A 15,757-nucleotide genomic window follows, 5' to 3' on the forward strand; every position below is an offset into this window, starting at 1 on the left:
AGTCCTTTAACTGAGGGTGATCAGCAAAGAGGCAACTTTATCGACTGCCGCTTGCGCTTGTTCTCCAGTGGCAAATACGGTAACAGACACGCCTTGGTATAGCCCTAATGTCTGTAATTTGAATAAACTTTTCGCACTGGCTTGTTTGCCATTGCATTCTACCATCACGTCGCATGCAAATGTTTTCGCTTCTTTAACTAACAAAGCCGCAGGGCGAGTGTGAATGCCATGAGGTGCGACAATCGTAACCGTTTTTTGATACATAGAGAAAATACTCATTAATGAATGACAACTAAATACTCATTTAACGCTATATTTCAGATGTTTATACTGTTACTACCGTGTTGGCACACCGTGTTAAACAAGGCTGAAATACCAAGGTATTCTATCTGAAGCGCTTAATATACCCTAAAGTGTGCAGGGCTAAAAGTGATGCCAAGCGCAAAGTCTGTCGCGGTGTGGTGTAGGAGATGAATCGTTATGCCAGTTAGGCAAATGGCTAGCATAACGATTTACAGGATTATATTTTAAATTGACCTAAAGTATGGCTCATGTCTTTGCTGACAGTTTGTAATGACTGCGCAGCGTGTGCATGGGTTTCATTGGCGCTCAGTGATAACTCCGTCAGTTCTGAAATGGTCGTGACATTACGGTTAATATCTTCAGTCACCAGCGCTTGTTCTTCCGTTGCACTGGCTAATTGCGCGGTCATATTACTGATATTGTCGATAAGCGCTAAAATCTCCACGATGGCGTCGCTAGATTGAATCGCTTTAGTTTGTAATTGCGATGACTGTTGTTGAGTATGGGTATTACTGTCAATAACCGATTGAATGCCGTTCTGAATTTGATTAATAATTTTATTGATTTCATTGGTTGATGATTGAGTGCGGTTGGCTAATGCGCGCACTTCATCGGCAACCACAGCGAACCCACGCCCATGTTCACCTGCTCGTGCGGCTTCAATTGCCGCATTAAGAGCTAATAGATTAGTTTGGTCGGCAATGCTGCCAATGACATCCAAGATACTGCCAATTTCTGCCGATGATTGGCTTAAACTTAAGGTGACTTTTTCAGACTGTTTTAACTCGCTCACTAAGCTGTCTGTGTGCTCAACTGTTTGGCGCATTAGCTGCTGATTTTGCAAAGCCTGGTGTTTAGCATTATTAGCGCCTTGTGCGGCATCTTGGGTATTACGGGCCATTTCTTGGCTAGTGGACAACATTTGATTAATGGCAGTGGCAACGCTTTGAGTTTCATTGTTTACTTGGTTTGCGCTTTGATTCGACTCGGTAACCGTATTGAGTAAATGAAGTGCCTCATCTTGTAAATTGACACCCAACGGCTGTAAATGGGCAACCATGTCGGCTATTTTGATCACAAATTGATTAAATTCATGGGCCATTTGGGCCACTTCATCATTGCCCTGTGTCGATAAGCGTTGGGTAAGATCGCCTTCGCCTTTAGCAATTTGCTCCATTGCGTGAATCGCCGTTTTTAAGGGTTGGGTAATCGAGTGATTCAATAATAAAAAGAAGGCAAAAATAGGCACCGAAATAATCATCATGATAATTAAATAATCAATAATAATGCCGGTCATGCTTTGGTTAACATCCTGTAAACTTGCACGAGTGATGAGTGTCCAATGATGGCTAGGGAAATAAGTTGCGGCTGTTAACACCGTTTGATCACTATTGCCTACGGTGTTAATGGTCAATTGTGTATGAGTGACGGCTTGCTTAGCATCGGTTAACAGTTGATTAAAAATACGACTATTGTCGCCGCTTGCTAACGCATTAACTGACTGACCCACATTAGTAGAGTTTGCACTGTCAATTAATACACGCTGTTGTTCATCAACGACCCATAAGCCTACATGATCAGTAAAGTGTATTTCACTAATAAGCGTTAATAATTCCGGGTCAGATAATGGCTGATGCTGTTGCATCGCCTCAAGGCTACTGTTAAGTAGAGACACTTGAGCAGTGACTTGCTGTTGCTTTTGTTCGACTAAATGATTGTATTGTTCTTTAACGGAAAAAGTGCCAAACACAACAGTACCAATCGCCGCGAGAATAAGCATAATGAAAAGTCGTTTCAAAATGGTTAAACGTCTTAATAATTCAATCATTTATAGTCCTAAAGTACATATCCATATAGAGTGTTCGAATTATAATAGTATTGTGAAAAAAATTAACGATTAATGTGTATTTTTGTGAACAAACAACGCTTATTTACAATTGTGAGGTATGAGTAAATAGCTTTTGAAAAGTACATGTATATCATGCGGTTAATCACATTTATGATATTTTTGATGATTAAACATGCTAATCAATTGTTTTAATTTTGATTTTTTTACGTTTTACCCGCAAGATTAGCCTAAATAACGAAAAGGTATCTAAGCCATGAATTCTTCTAACGCAGTTAACAACGACGACATTCTTTTAAAACTATGCCATTCAGTTTCTCATGTATTGTCGAGTGCTAGCGCAAGCCGAGTTAGCCATGCTGGCATGGTGCAAAGCATTTCTCGCACACGCTTAAAGCCAGATTTAGGCTGCTTTTCAATTTTTGATGGCGGGTTTTCCGGTCTTGTTGTTATCAATTTTTCAGCCGATGCCGCCATTGAGATATATCGTCGTTACATGATTAACATGGGCATGCCAGAGTCAGAATTGGCTTTTTCTCACACGTCAGATGATGTCAGTAATGTGATGGGCGAGCTGATGAACCAAATTTTGGGTGATTTTATTGGTAAAATCTCGAAAGAGTTACAAACCTCTATTACTCAAAGCCAGCCGAAAATGTTAACCATTAATAAAGAGTTAACCATATCGGTAGACACTAACCTTGATAATGCTGTGGCAAGGCGCGTGTCATTTAAAACTGAAAGTAATCATATTTTCTACCTTGAATTTGCCATGGATCAAACCGAGTTTATTCGTTCGGCCGATTTTGAAATGGACGAAGAGTTTGACCCAGATTCGCTAATCGAAGCACACCGTAAGACTATGTCTCCAGAACCTCGTCAATCTAAAGACGTGCTAAGCGATCCCAATGTAAAAGGGATAGTGGTTGACGATGCTGATGATTTACTCAGTGAGCTGGGTTTATAGTTAACTAAATGCAATAACAATAAAAAGGTGATGGATAACAATGACCTCAAAAGCGACCTCTATTGATATCGCATATAAGGCCGGCGTGTCGCAATCGACAGTGTCTAGAGCATTACGAAACAGCCCATTGGTGAATTTAGAAACTCGCCAACGTATTCAAGCCATTGCCAAAGAGCTTAATTATAAAGTCGATAAAAATGCCAGTAATTTGCGCACCCAAAACAGTCTGACATTAGCCTTGTTGATTTGTGAAGATCCCACAAACGACGACTCAATGATTAACCCGTTCTTTCTATCCATGCTTGGGTCTATTACGCGTGCAACAGCACGCCAAGGCTATGATTTATTAGTGTCGTTTCAACAATTGTCGACAGATTGGCACGCCGATTACGAAGACAGTAATAAAGCAGACGGCATTATTTTACTCGGCTATGGCGATTACATGGACTACGCCCATAAGCTGGATACCTTGATTGAAAAAAATACCCACTTTGTGATTTGGGGCGCCGAGCAGCACAATAAAGCCGTGTTATCGATTGGTTGCGACAATCATCAGGGAGGCGTTATAGCCACTGAACATTTATTAACTCTTGGTCACAGACATATTGCATTTTTAGGTGATGCCTCAGGGCACAGCCCAGAATTTCGTGATCGTTATTTAGGTCATGTTGATGCGTTAACTGCTGCGGGAATTAATGCCAATAAACAGTTATTACATCACGCGATTAATACCGAGGCTTCAGGGTATCAGGCTACTATTGCCTTGCTTGATAGTGGTGTTCAATTTGAAGCGATATTTACTGCCAGCGATCTCATTGCTATTGGTGCAATACGTGCGTTAAAAAAGCGCGGTGTGTTAGTGCCTGAGCAGGTTGCTGTAGTGGGGTATGACGATATTCCGGTTGCCAGTTTTGCCAATCCAGCATTAACCACAGTAAAACAAGATACTCAATTTGCGGGTGAGATTTTAGTTGAAAGTGTGTTGAAATTAATCCGTGGGGAAGAAGTCAGCCAGCGGTTAATTCAAACCAGCTTAGTGGTTCGCAGCTCATGCGGTGCTAACGTAGACGAATAAGCGAGCCGTCGTTAACGATTGATAACGGCTAAAAAACACAATAAATATATAGCATCACACCCACTCTTTTTATTGATAAAGGACACAAGCAATTATGGCAGGCGCCAGTTTATTAACCTTGTTAGATGATATCGCAACAATTCTTGACGACGTAGCGGCAATGAGTAAAGTTGCCGCACGCAAAACCGCAGGGGTACTTGGTGATGATTTAGCCTTAAACGCCCAGCAAGTGTCAGGTGTAGCCTCAGAACGTGAATTACCTGTGGTCTATGCGGTTGCCAAAGGCTCATTTCGTAATAAGTTAATCCTGGTGCCACTGGCGTTATTGATCAGCGCCTTTATTCCCTGGGCCATTACGCCGTTGTTGATGTTTGGTGGCTTATTTTTATGCTACGAAGGCTTTGAAAAAGTTTATCATTCGATGGTGCACAAAAAGGCTGCACCTGCTGACGATGAAACCATTGTTGCTAAAGGTAAAGCTGACATTGACGATTTAGCGGCATTTGAAAAAGACAAAATCAAAGGTGCCATTCGTACCGATTTTGTATTGTCAGCTGAAATTATTGCCATTAGCTTAGGTGTTGCCGCTCACATGGATTTAATGGGCCAATTTTTAACGTTATCGGTTATTGCTATTATCATGACGGTTGGCGTATATGGCCTAGTCGCTGGCATTGTCAAAATTGACGATTTAGGTTTATATCTTGCCAAACGTAAAGCCGAAGGCTTAGGACACAATATTGGCTTAATGCTGGTGTCTGCTGCGCCTTATTTAATGAAGGTACTCACTGTAGTTGGCACCATTGCCATGTTTATGGTGGGCGGTGGCATTTTAACGCACGGCATTCATGTGGTGTTTGAATGGATAGAGCATGCGGCAGTGGTTGTTGAGCAAATCAATGTTGTCGGTGGCTTTTTAGGGATGTTAACCCCAAGTCTACTCAATGCACTATTTGGTGTGGTTGCTGGCGGTTTAGCGGTATTATTGATGAATGGTGTGATGAAATTAATGCCATCAAAAGGTTAACGCTGTAGCGGTAAAGCGCTTCATTGGTAAACATTATTTAGTTTGATATGCACATTAAAGATGTAATTGAACGATGAAAAAAAAGAGCAGGGGCATTGACCCTGCTCTTTTTTGTTTTAACGATGCAGATAATTTAAGCGGTTAAATTGTCGTTATCTGTAAAGTTTGGCTCAGCTTTTGGATTTGGGCCGTATTCGTTGTCATCTTTACTGTTAAAGCACATGACGACAAGCAGAATTAATACACCTAGGAATGGGATAAATATCAACAGTAACCACCATCCTGAATGGTCTGTGTCATGTAAGCGGCGCACACTAACGGCAATACTTGGGATCATGATAGCGAGTGAGTATATTGAGCTTAATGCTCCAGCACCAAAAGCGTCATTGTACATACCCGTACCCATGTCTATCAGCGTCAGAACGATGCTGATCACGGCACTGATTAGTCCAAACATCCAATATTCTTTACGACGAGCGCGACCTTTAAAATCGAAATACTGTTTTAAAACCTTTAAATACCAATCCATTCGTTGTTCCTTAACGTTAACATTTCTTAATCTGATGTATTTGTAACAAGATAGTATTGAATTAACAAGGTTTTGTTTAAGTGAATGGCAAAAATAAAGCCACTGATATTCACAATGGCTTTATTTAATCGTTAATCACATCGGTGTTACTAAAAAAGGCTTATTTAGCCAGCTGCTGTTTCACCACAGGGTAAAAGTCCCATACTTGCTCATCGGTCATTGAACGCACCAATTTAACGTATTCTGCATGAGTCCATGCCAAAGGTGTTGCTGAGTTGGTACCATCACCCATTTTATAATCATAACGTGTGACATGACCAACACCGTCCCACGCTTGCTCTGGCAACATTAACCCTTCATTCGCAAAAGTCTCCATGCCCTGAACATAGGTGTTAATTAATGCTTTTTTGCGATCTGGGGTTAAATTACCTTCCGATCTGGCAAGTGCTAACTCGTAATGGCCGCGCTCGCCAGTAAAGAAGGGCCATACACGGCCGCGTTGATCTTCAGTATTGCCTTTTTCGGCATAGCTAAGGCCTGTAACAGTATCTTCACCGTAGCCGTCATTACCATAACGGCGATAACCCGGTACTTTACTGCCATCTTTCGCGGTAAACTCATACTTAACCCGTAAGTTATCTTCAAGCTGTTGATTATCAATAAGCATTACGCTGTTTTTAATGACAGGGTCTTGCCCATCAACTACACCATAACGTACCAGTTCTAAAAATCCGCCATCTAAAATAAGCCGTTGATCTAAGCCTGGCTTACCGTTGTTATCTAATAAGGTATCAGCGGTGTTTGGGTTGCCATTAGGACTAATGCGCACGTAATAAGGAGCCGTATTACCCTCGGTATTTGCCGCATCTGTGGTATTAAGCAAGCCGTTAGTGGTGACCATGGTTGTTTCAAGCTGGCGTTGCAGTTTAGTGGCAAGCTCACGGTATTCACTTGCTTGTGGATCATTGGCCAACTCAGCTAAATCACTTGCGGCCACTAACCCTGAAATGACGGCAGCGGTTGTCGAAGGCGAAAAGCCTGCCTGTTCTTCCCAACGTTCTTGTTGGGTGCTTGGCGGAGTAATTTCGGTGTCATTCCAATCGAGTTTTACCTTGCCACCGCTTACCAAAAAGTCAGCGGCAGGTTTTAGCATGTCTTTATACCAAGTGATTATTTCTGCATCATTTAATACGCCAGCTTGCCACAGTTTCCAACCGAGCATAATTGGCATTGCGGTTTGGTCTAACTGCACGCCAACCCATTCAATTTCGCCATCAACGTGGGTTTTCTGTAAAAACCAACCGGGTGTGCCGGCAAAGCCTGGGGTTTGCTGATTAACCTGAACTTTCTTTAAATACTCAAACGCCACTTTAGGTGTTTGAGTGTCGCCCATGGCCAAAAATGCCATGGCGCATTGGTAAAAGTCGCGTGGCCATACCGCTTTATAACCCGTGCTGCCTACTTTTGCAGATACTGTGTCGCCCCAAGGGTTTGATAAGGATGCGATTAGTGCTCCAGCGTGGGTTTTATCCTCTTGCGCTTTGAGCACGAGTGCACTGGCATACAGCAGTTTACCGTTATCTGTGGTGTTAGCGCTCATGTCGTTTAATGGTGCTAAAGAGCCAAGGTAGTCTTTCCAACCTATATGGCTGTCATCGCCTAAATAAGCCTGCTTAACGGCATCGTAACCGGCATCTAATGTGGCCTGTGCTGTGGCTAAGCTGCTGGTTTTGTCTTTACCAAAGCCGATGACAAGATTAAAGCGTAAACTGTCGTTTGCTTTAGTCAATGTTGGGTATTGCGCGGTAAGTGCAACGTTGCCCCCTTGATTATTATCGCTGGTGATTTGGTACAGAGAATCAAGTTTACCGTTGTCTTGTAAATCGATAATCCCGTCTGATGTGCCCACAAATCCTGCACTTGCGTGGACAAAATCAACATCGGTTTTAATGGCCATCACCGCTGAGTTTGCCTCATTGGTGTGCGCTACCAGCGCTTGGCCATCAACGAAGGCAATATCATTCGCACCGCTATTATCGATATGTGGGTTAACGTACAAGTGTGGGGTAATTCCGGCTTCAAAAGCGGTAAATGTCACGTTAATCATTAAGCTATTTCTATCTGGGTCGGTAAAAATATGCTTTTCGATTTGGTATTTGCCTTCCACGTCTTTATTAATAATCTTATACGCCAGCGACAATGGTCGGCCTTGTTCGTCGGTGTCGAGGTATTCAATGGTGCTAATGGTGTTGTCTTTTTCTGTATCAACAAAGCCATTACCGCTGATAATAAATTGCAGCTCTTTTAATTGTGCATTATGAATAAGGCCAAACATGGTTTCGGTGAGTATGCCCTGGGCAATCGAAAACCATACTTTACTGACAGGATTCGTGGCTTGGTCCTGATACTCGCCATTAATATAGGGCTCATATGATGTGCCGATACCGGTTTTACCAGAGAATGCCCACGTTGGCTCAATACCCGGTGCGCCCGGCGCGACAACACTGAAAGGTGCAGTTGTTGGTAACACTTCAACCTTTGTTGATGTGTCTGCGGGTGAGCAGCCTGTTAAAAACAGGCCTAGTAAGCTTGCCGTTATGGCACTCGAAATTGCACTACGATGTGAGTGTGGCTTTAACATAAACTTCCCCAAAAATGTTGTCTGTGACGATGACAGATCACTGTTATTGTTTTGTATTTAATAAATGATTAATTGATTTAGTTATCTTGTTTTACAAACAGTACGGCAATGCCCGACACCATCATAAATACGCCGCCCAATACCAGAGCGTAAATCGGCTGGCCGTCAAAAAAGACTTTTAACAACAAGCCTAAAATACTGGCCGCAAGTAGCTGAGGGATAACAATGAAAAAGTTAAAAATCCCTAAATACACCCCCATTTTTTTAGCGGGTAACGCTGACGACAACATGGCGTAGGGCACAGACAAAATAGAGGCCCAGGCAAAGCCAACACCAATCATGGGGATCCACAATTGATTCGGGTTTTCAATAAACATAAAGCTGATAAGTCCCAGTCCACCCAAAAACATATTGATGGTGTGGGTCAGTCTAATGCCGACAGCTTTGGCTAAAAAGGGAATAATGATGGCGGCAATTGCGGCAAAACCGTTGTATGAGGCGAATAACATTCCCACCCAATCAGCACCGTCGTTATACGCCTGGCTAAGCACGTCGCTGGTTGCGTAATGGTGTGAGGTCACGGCCGCGGTGGTGTAAATCCACATGGCAAAGAGGGCAAACCAGGCAAAAAACTGAACTACAGCTAATTGCTGCATGGCTTTTGGCATATGGAACAAATCATCGACCACATTAAACAACATGCCAAAGTTTTTGCGTTGCACGTTGGTGTTGTTTGCTTGAGTGAGTTTACGGGCACAAAACAGTTGCAGAGGCCCAAAAGCAAAAATACCAATACTGAGAATATAAAGCTGTTTATCAAGATCTTGAATGACAATGGCTGCGGTAAATATGGCGCCAATGAGCATCCAAATAATGCCACCGTTTTGATACTGTTTACTGGTGCGGCTGTTGGGATTTTCTGCTGTGTCAACATGGTTGGTATGTTGCTCAAACGAGGCTAACTCTTCAGGCGAATACTCTTTACTTGAAACAATGGTCCAACCCACCGCGACAAACAAAACCGCACCACCAAAATAGAATGAATAGCGCACTGAATCTGCAATTTCACCTGCTGCAGCGGTATTGGCTACGTCAAACACGTTGGTTAACATATATGGCATGGCAGAAGCGACAACAGCGCCAATGCCAATAAAGAAGCTTTGCATTGCGTACCCTTGGGTACGTTGATTTTTAGGTAAGTTGTCACCAACAAAGGCTCGAAATGGTTCCATAGCGATATTGATTGATGCGTCCATAATCCACAACATGCCCGCAGCAATCCACAGGGTAGGTGAGTGAGGCATAATAAACAGTGACAAAGTGGTTAACACCGCACCAATTAAAAAATAAGGACGACGACGGCCAAGGGCATTCCAGGTGTTATCACTCATGTAACCAATAATGGGCTGTACAATTAACCCAGTAAGTGGCGCGGCAATCCATAAAATAGGAATGTCGTCGATGGCAGCACCTAAGGTTTGAAAAATACGACTGACGTTGGCATTTTGTAGGGCAAAACCAAATTGAATCCCCAAAAAACCAAAGCACATATTAAAGATTTGCCAAAAGCTGAGCTGTGGCTGTTGAGTCACTTTATGATGATTTTCCGCAGACATGTTATATCCCTTTTTATCAGTCGCTATGCTGACTTTTTATTATTACTTTTAATGATGTTACGTGACTCTTAAGTTTGCCAGATACAAACTTGAGATAATGGTGTCATAAAAAATGGCGAATACGCATCTCCCTAAGACAAGTATTCGCCAAGACCTAAGCTCTATCGATGGCTTATTTTCCTAATAAACCATCAATAAAGGCAATTAAGGTGCTTTAAAGCTGGTGGCCTAAACAAGTGGCTTACCAGAAACGACCTAGCCCTTCTCATCCTGCAATCTGAGAACGAAATAGCAGGTTTTATAGTAGCCTTGAGCCTGTTGTGGGTTCAACGTGCTACATACGTATTCATGCCATTTGAGCAACCTAACACAAACACTTACGTAACATATTACAGTGCTTTAAAACGAATTGCGGTACCGCCACTTGACGCGAGTGACAGTGCAAGAGTGTCTTTGGCACTCACAATCTTGGTTTCAATGACGTAATCATACGGATTTGTTAGCCAATCAGCGTTATGACCATCACGGTATATTTGGGCTTCATAACGTTTACCAGCCGTTAAAAATTCGAGTTTAACCGTGAGTTTACGCGGGTTTTCGTCAGTCAATGCACCTAAATACCAATCTTCCGCGCCGCGTTGTTTTCGAGCAAACGCCACGTAATCACCAATGTCACCGGCAAGGGCAATACTCTCGCTCCAATCAGTTGGCACATCTTGAATAAATTGAAATGCATCAAGTCGTTGCACGTAGTTACGCGGTAAGTCTGCAGCCATTTGAATTGGGCTGTATAACACGACGTAAAGAGCTAACTGTTTTGTTAACGTGGTTTGTACGCGGTTTTCGGCATCTAAACCTTGTGGTGCTAAATTAAAGATACCAGGGGTGAAGTCCATCGGCCCAGCTAGCATACGAGTATAAGGTAGAATTGCCGTATGTTCTGGAGTATTCGGTGGGCTGCCCCATGCATTAAACTCTTGGCCTCTGGCACCTTCACGGGCAATCCAGTTAGGGTAAGTACGGCGCAAGCCTGTGTCTTTAATTGGCTCATGAGTATTAATGCTAATGCCGCGTTTTGCCGCTTCCGTGACGCTGTGCAAATACTCATTAACCATAAATTGACCGTCGTGCCATTCGTGTCTCACTATGCCGTTTTCGTCAATGCGCTTGATGTCGCCGCCGTCGGCCACATAACCGGTTTTAACTTGAGTGACACCATGTTTTTTGTATAAGTCATAGGCGTCGCTCATTTGATTGCGATAGTTGGTCACAGAGCCTGAGGTTTCATGATGGCCAATTAAACGAACGTTTTTACTTTTACCGTATTGGCTAATCGCATCAAGATCAAAGTCAGGGTAGGTTTTGGTAAAACTAAATACATCGCCATTATCAAACCAACTGCCATCCCAACCTTCATTCCAGCCTTCAACTAATACACCGTCAAAGCCATATTGCGCAGCAAAGTCCATGTAGCGTTTGGTTTCGCTGGTGGTGGCGCCGTGTTTAGGTCCGCTGCCCCAGGTGTTTTCGTTTAGGTGCATGCCCCACCAAATACCCACATATTTACCTGGTTGTACCCAGGACACATCACCCAGTTTGTTAGGCTCGTTGAGGTTTAAGATTAAGTCGGAATTGAGTAAACCAATAGCATTGTCAGCAATTTGAATGGTGCGCCACGGTGTGGTGAATCCTGGTTTAGTTTTCACCCGAATACCGTCTGACCATGGGGTTAAATCTGCGCGTAATGTGCCGTCACGGCCCTGATTTAATACCATGGCAGCATAATCGGTTAGGGCCGCTTCATGGATGCTCATGTGCACACCATCATTTGTCCTAAACGTCATAGGAGTATGGGCGCGGTCGATTTTATCCAGCGATGTGGTGCGGTATAAATACTCATAGCGGTTCCAGCCACGTCCGGGGATCCACCATGCTGTTGTGAGTTGTGGATTTGGGATAACAAACTCGGTGAGCTCGTCGGTAATATCCAGTTTGGGTGTGCTCGCTAGACCCGCTTGTTTTGGCACAAGATAACGAAAGCCAATGCCGTCGTTAAACGCTTTAAATTCAATATCAAAATCGAGTTTACCGTTAGACAAGGTAGCTTTGATACGATTGTAATGATCGCGCACATTATCACGCTCACCCCAGGGTTGCTGCCAGGTATGGTCAACACTGCTGCGGCTGACATTTTTAATGGTAAATTCACTACCAAACTCACCTAGTTGCTGAAATACCAGGCCAAGTTTACTCGGGTTAATGACGGTTTTACCGTTAAAGGCTATTTGATATTCTGGACGACCATTGTCGTCAGTTAAGCTGATATTGATGTGGGTGTCTGGCGAGGTTACATGCACGGTTTTAGCATTTACGATGCTAGAAAATGCTAAGCCAGATAGTGCTAAAGCGCAGGTTAGACTAATGATGGATTTATTAAATCGAGATTGAGTCTCAGCGCTACGAGACAAAGCTGCAGCCTGTGGGTATGAGGGCGTCATACGGTATCCTTGTTGTTTATTATTATATCTTTATCAACAAGTAATATATGACGCTTTTAGATTTTACCGCAAAGATCTGCATACGTATTCAGGATACCTACACAAAAAGTGTACGAATAAATTGCGTGTTTGTGTACAATAATTATTGATAATTTCTAACGAGTTTTTTTGAAAAAGCAGAATGCTAAGCACAAATTTTATTTGTTCTAACTTATTTTATGCTACAGAGGGCGATCAATATTGACGATTAAATTTAGTAAAATTATACCAGTAAAAATGCAGGGAAAATTAGACGCTAATTGAACATGCTGAAGTGATGATTTAGAGAGGAAATTTATTTTAGAAGCTGGTTAAAAAGTATAATCAGCTTCTATGTAACAACTAAAACCTTAGACTCTTAAAATTTATTTTTTAAGAGCTAATTTAAATTATAGTTCTTTTTCAACAACATGTTGAATATTAAATGCACGATCATCTACTTGATCTACATTCGTAATTGGAGAGTGATTTAATGTTAGTGTTCCACTTTTGAATTCAGCAAATTTATCGCTTCTGTGATTATCACTATAATTCTGAATAACTACTTTTTTTAACGATTCTTGTATTACTTCTCTTGCAAAATCTTCAGAACACATTTCTTTAAATGCTTTTGCAAGAGGTTGGAAGTAAACTTTTGGCCAGCACTCATCATATAAGTGACTGAAGCGTTCTACTTCTAAAGTAGACCAGTTGACTTCAATTTCAAACTTAAAGCCTGCATCTTTGAATATCTTGTCTTTCAAAGATTCTAAGCGATTATCTTGAAATTCTTTTGTCGCACGTCTTTCTGCTAAACCCATTTTAAATCTCCATGTTAATAGTAGGTTTTATTACGAAATTACAAAGTTTTTTCTAATTTGTTTTTTATTAAAGAGTTGTAGTCATTTGGAAGGCTTTTTGACAAACAATACTTTAATGTTATTCGGTTATTTGTTTTAGTCAAAGATAGAAAGTTATTATCAACATTAACAAATTCAATCGCATCAACTTTTGAGACTAAGTTTTTACCAAATTCGTCATAAGCTATCTCCATTAATGAATCAAAAGTGCTATCTATTAACGATAATACATTGTCTATCATAACACTGTCATACATTTCAATATTTGGAGGAATAAATTTAATTTTTACACCTAGATTTTTTTGAATGGCTTCTTCAATCATCTCTGATTTTTCATCTAATGAAATAGCTCGTTCTGATTTTGAATCAAAAGAATTGGTTTTTTTGCTATTAATTTCTAATAAATTCAATTTGGTTTTCGCATTTAATAAACCAATTGAAGCTATGTTTTCGATCTGAATGTATGTTATAACATCTTCTTTTGAATATAAAACTAAAACTCTATTATCTAAGTCTAAGTGAGTTAGAAATCCAATGTAACGGTGTCCAAATTTATCATTTAAAACGATTCTTGGCGGTTCTATATTCTCTTTTTGTTTTATTCTCTCTAAAATTTTTTCAAAAGAAGAGATGAATATTTCATATGAAGGTGGAAGCATAAATTCTCTTTTAATTTTTTATAGGGAATTAGATAACATTAAATTAAACCTTTGTCTTTACATACCATAAGACTAATTTTACCTAGTTGCTTGGATACGCTCATTGGCTTGCACATTAATTTTTGGATAGTCTCATCACGATGTAGATTATCTTCAAGAGACTTAAACATAAACTTATCACAAGATTTAGTTACTATATTAGAAGCAAAACTTTGGTAAACTTTGTCATTTTTTGATGCAGCTAAGCTAACTGCATTTTGTAACTTGTTATCAGAACAAATTTCATTTTGTTTGGTTTTTGCTGCCATTTCATAAAGTTGAATTAATTCTAAGGGTTCGCCAGCCATCTGATTTCTGTTATTTTCTACCAACCTCGCTGCCACTTTAGGACCATCATTGTTAAAGGCTAAAGAGTAACCTAGCATGGACATGCATTCATTATCAAAGCGAGTGTTACAGTTCGGATTAATGAACAATCCACTCTTAAATATATTACTCATAATTTTAGTATCTTTAAGTAAAAATGGATACCTAGATTTTATAACGGAACCCTGTTCAATATTACCGTAGAAATTGCCACTGATTATATTGCGTTCAATTAAATTAGCGAATGATTTTTTAGCTAATATGTTCCATTCTAGAGAACGTTTTGAAGGTGATATTTCAGGTAAAACATCAATAGCTTCCTGAAAACTTCCTTGTTCTACGAGTATCTGTATTTCTTGCTCATTCACAGTATCACTATAGCTGTGAGCATCGATAGATAAACTAAAGAAAAGCAATGTAGTTACTAAAAAAGTTTTCATTTTATTCCTTAAAAATGAAATAAGTTCATAACAGTCTAATATTTACCAAAGTGCTTTAAGTAGTTTTTCAAATTTTGAATCATAAGCTGAAGATGCATTTAGTTCCATTAAAAGCGTTTCGCCTTCATTTTCAAGTTTGAATGAAGCATCCCGTAATTCCTGATCTTTATGACCAGAGATGTTTATTTGCGATATCTTAGTAAGTTCACTTTTATACATTTCCGCGTATTCACCTTGAGAACATATTTCGGTAAGGTTCTCTACAAGTTTGACTATTAGTGCACCACTGAAGCGTACGATTTGTTCTTGTGATCGTCTCAGTTTTTTATAATCGTACGTGTCGTAATTTGTCCAATCAATATTGAATTTAACATCTTTATTGCCACATGTACTGACTAGTTTTACTTTTGCTTCTTGTATGCTCTCTTCTGCTTTTTTTATTTCTATTTTTGTTTTCATATCTGCTGCATTAGCTGTAAATGTGGAAAGCGTTAACAGCGAAATTGTTATGATATTTTTTTTGAACATTATATTTACCTTAATCAATAAATTATGTTGGAAGATTTAAGGGTAAAATGAAAATTTTTATTCATCCGCCTTGATGACACCTTAAATTACATGGTTGTTTTAATGTAAGATGTATCTCTTCCTTAAGAAGTTTCGGGTAATATACTGTGTGCTTAGCTCTGTTTCAAGAGTCTTTTATTATTTTCATAAAAACAATTTTTATTTAGTATTTCAGTAGTAGTTAATTGAGGTGTCTTGGGGTGTGCTCGTGTAATACTTTGTGGTGTTTATTTGAAATTAAAATTTAAATAATAAGTTATTATTTATGATGGGTTTATATCTTTATGACATTATATGTGATGTTAACTGTATTAAGGGAATGCTTTTTATTGTGAAAAATTGAAT

At 40.3% G+C, this 15,757-nt stretch carries 13 protein-coding genes; 3 read left to right on the forward strand and 10 right to left on the reverse strand.

All coding sequences use genetic code 11. The features are described 5' to 3' along the window. Window positions 1–6: 6 nt before the first annotated feature. Together AC19MV_RS02185 and AC19MV_RS02190 are read right to left on the reverse strand one after the other, a co-directional pair. Window positions 7–264: an HPr family phosphocarrier protein gene (locus AC19MV_RS02185; protein ID WP_498299106.1), complete on the reverse strand. Its 258-nt coding sequence runs from the start codon at window positions 262–264 to the stop codon at window positions 7–9. A 256-nt stretch (window positions 265–520) separates the two neighbouring features. Continuing rightward, window positions 521–2,131: a methyl-accepting chemotaxis protein gene (locus AC19MV_RS02190; RefSeq protein WP_498305519.1), complete on the reverse strand. Its 1,611-nt coding sequence runs from the start codon at window positions 2,129–2,131 to the stop codon at window positions 521–523. 274 nt (window positions 2,132–2,405) lie between these two features. Between AC19MV_RS02190 and AC19MV_RS02195 the strand changes: the two genes are divergently transcribed. The 3 genes from AC19MV_RS02195 to AC19MV_RS02205 all read left to right on the forward strand — a co-directional run bounded on the left by AC19MV_RS02195 (window position 2,406) and on the right by AC19MV_RS02205 (window position 5,218). Next, window positions 2,406–3,116, forward strand: a complete 711-nt coding sequence (locus tag AC19MV_RS02195; protein ID WP_432399555.1) for a DUF3334 family protein — start codon at window positions 2,406–2,408, stop codon at window positions 3,114–3,116. Between the two features lie 40 nt (window positions 3,117–3,156). Next, window positions 3,157–4,191, forward strand: a complete 1,035-nt coding sequence (locus AC19MV_RS02200; RefSeq protein WP_498305521.1) for a LacI family DNA-binding transcriptional regulator — start codon at window positions 3,157–3,159, stop codon at window positions 4,189–4,191. A 94-nt stretch (window positions 4,192–4,285) separates the two neighbouring features. Next, window positions 4,286–5,218: a DUF808 domain-containing protein gene (locus tag AC19MV_RS02205; protein WP_498305522.1), complete on the forward strand. Its 933-nt coding sequence runs from the start codon at window positions 4,286–4,288 to the stop codon at window positions 5,216–5,218. A 133-nt stretch (window positions 5,219–5,351) separates the two neighbouring features. Here the strand turns inward: AC19MV_RS02205 and AC19MV_RS02210 are convergent, their stop codons facing one another. From AC19MV_RS02210 to AC19MV_RS02245, 8 genes are all read right to left on the reverse strand, one after another. Further along, a complete protein-coding gene (locus AC19MV_RS02210) occupies window positions 5,352–5,747 on the reverse strand; it encodes a DUF805 domain-containing protein (protein ID WP_498305523.1) in 396 nt (131 codons plus the stop codon). 160 nt (window positions 5,748–5,907) lie between these two features. Beyond that, window positions 5,908–8,388 carry a glucan 1,4-alpha-glucosidase gene (locus AC19MV_RS02215; RefSeq protein WP_498305525.1) on the reverse strand — a complete coding sequence of 827 codons (2,481 nt, stop codon included), beginning with the start codon at window positions 8,386–8,388 and terminating at the stop codon, window positions 5,908–5,910. 77 nt (window positions 8,389–8,465) lie between these two features. Next, a complete protein-coding gene (locus tag AC19MV_RS02220) occupies window positions 8,466–10,004 on the reverse strand; it encodes an MFS transporter (protein ID WP_498305527.1) in 1,539 nt (512 codons plus the stop codon). 389 nt (window positions 10,005–10,393) lie between these two features. Next, complete coding sequence (locus AC19MV_RS02225) at window positions 10,394–12,502, reverse strand: glycoside hydrolase family 97 protein (protein ID WP_498305529.1); 2,109 nt, start codon at window positions 12,500–12,502, stop codon at window positions 10,394–10,396. Between the two features lie 428 nt (window positions 12,503–12,930). After that, complete coding sequence (locus AC19MV_RS02230) at window positions 12,931–13,341, reverse strand: hypothetical protein (protein ID WP_432399548.1); 411 nt, start codon at window positions 13,339–13,341, stop codon at window positions 12,931–12,933. 38 nt (window positions 13,342–13,379) lie between these two features. Continuing rightward, window positions 13,380–14,039 carry a hypothetical protein gene (locus AC19MV_RS02235; RefSeq protein ID WP_498305530.1) on the reverse strand — a complete coding sequence of 220 codons (660 nt, stop codon included), beginning with the start codon at window positions 14,037–14,039 and terminating at the stop codon, window positions 13,380–13,382. Window positions 14,040–14,077: 38 nt separating this feature from the next. Beyond that, window positions 14,078–14,845, reverse strand: coding sequence for a hypothetical protein (locus tag AC19MV_RS02240; protein WP_432399546.1), 768 nt, complete (start codon window positions 14,843–14,845; stop codon window positions 14,078–14,080). A gap of 42 nt (window positions 14,846–14,887) precedes the next feature. Next, a complete protein-coding gene (locus AC19MV_RS02245; RefSeq protein ID WP_498305531.1) occupies window positions 14,888–15,373 on the reverse strand; it encodes a hypothetical protein in 486 nt (161 codons plus the stop codon). Between the last annotated feature and the right edge of the window lie 384 nt (window positions 15,374–15,757).

The organism is Shewanella sp. MF05913 (assembly GCF_059758095.1).

Coding starts and splice junctions, on each gene's coding strand:
- AC19MV_RS02190 (WP_498305519.1), bottom strand. CDS start 2,131: ATGATTGAATTATTAAGACGTTTAACCATTTTGAAACGACTTTTCATT.
- AC19MV_RS02245 (WP_498305531.1), bottom strand. CDS start 15,373: ATGTTCAAAAAAAATATCATAACAATTTCGCTGTTAACGCTTTCCACA.
- AC19MV_RS02215 (WP_498305525.1), bottom strand. CDS start 8,388: ATGTTAAAGCCACACTCACATCGTAGTGCAATTTCGAGTGCCATAACG.
- AC19MV_RS02205 (WP_498305522.1), top strand. CDS start 4,286: ATGGCAGGCGCCAGTTTATTAACCTTGTTAGATGATATCGCAACAATT.
- AC19MV_RS02210 (WP_498305523.1), bottom strand. CDS start 5,747: ATGGATTGGTATTTAAAGGTTTTAAAACAGTATTTCGATTTTAAAGGT.
- AC19MV_RS02200 (WP_498305521.1), top strand. CDS start 3,157: ATGACCTCAAAAGCGACCTCTATTGATATCGCATATAAGGCCGGCGTG.
- AC19MV_RS02185 (WP_498299106.1), bottom strand. CDS start 264: ATGTATCAAAAAACGGTTACGATTGTCGCACCTCATGGCATTCACACT.
- AC19MV_RS02230 (WP_432399548.1), bottom strand. CDS start 13,341: ATGGGTTTAGCAGAAAGACGTGCGACAAAAGAATTTCAAGATAATCGC.
- AC19MV_RS02195 (WP_432399555.1), top strand. CDS start 2,406: ATGAATTCTTCTAACGCAGTTAACAACGACGACATTCTTTTAAAACTA.
- AC19MV_RS02235 (WP_498305530.1), bottom strand. CDS start 14,039: ATGCTTCCACCTTCATATGAAATATTCATCTCTTCTTTTGAAAAAATT.
- AC19MV_RS02220 (WP_498305527.1), bottom strand. CDS start 10,004: ATGTCTGCGGAAAATCATCATAAAGTGACTCAACAGCCACAGCTCAGC.
- AC19MV_RS02240 (WP_432399546.1), bottom strand. CDS start 14,845: ATGAAAACTTTTTTAGTAACTACATTGCTTTTCTTTAGTTTATCTATC.
- AC19MV_RS02225 (WP_498305529.1), bottom strand. CDS start 12,502: ATGACGCCCTCATACCCACAGGCTGCAGCTTTGTCTCGTAGCGCTGAG.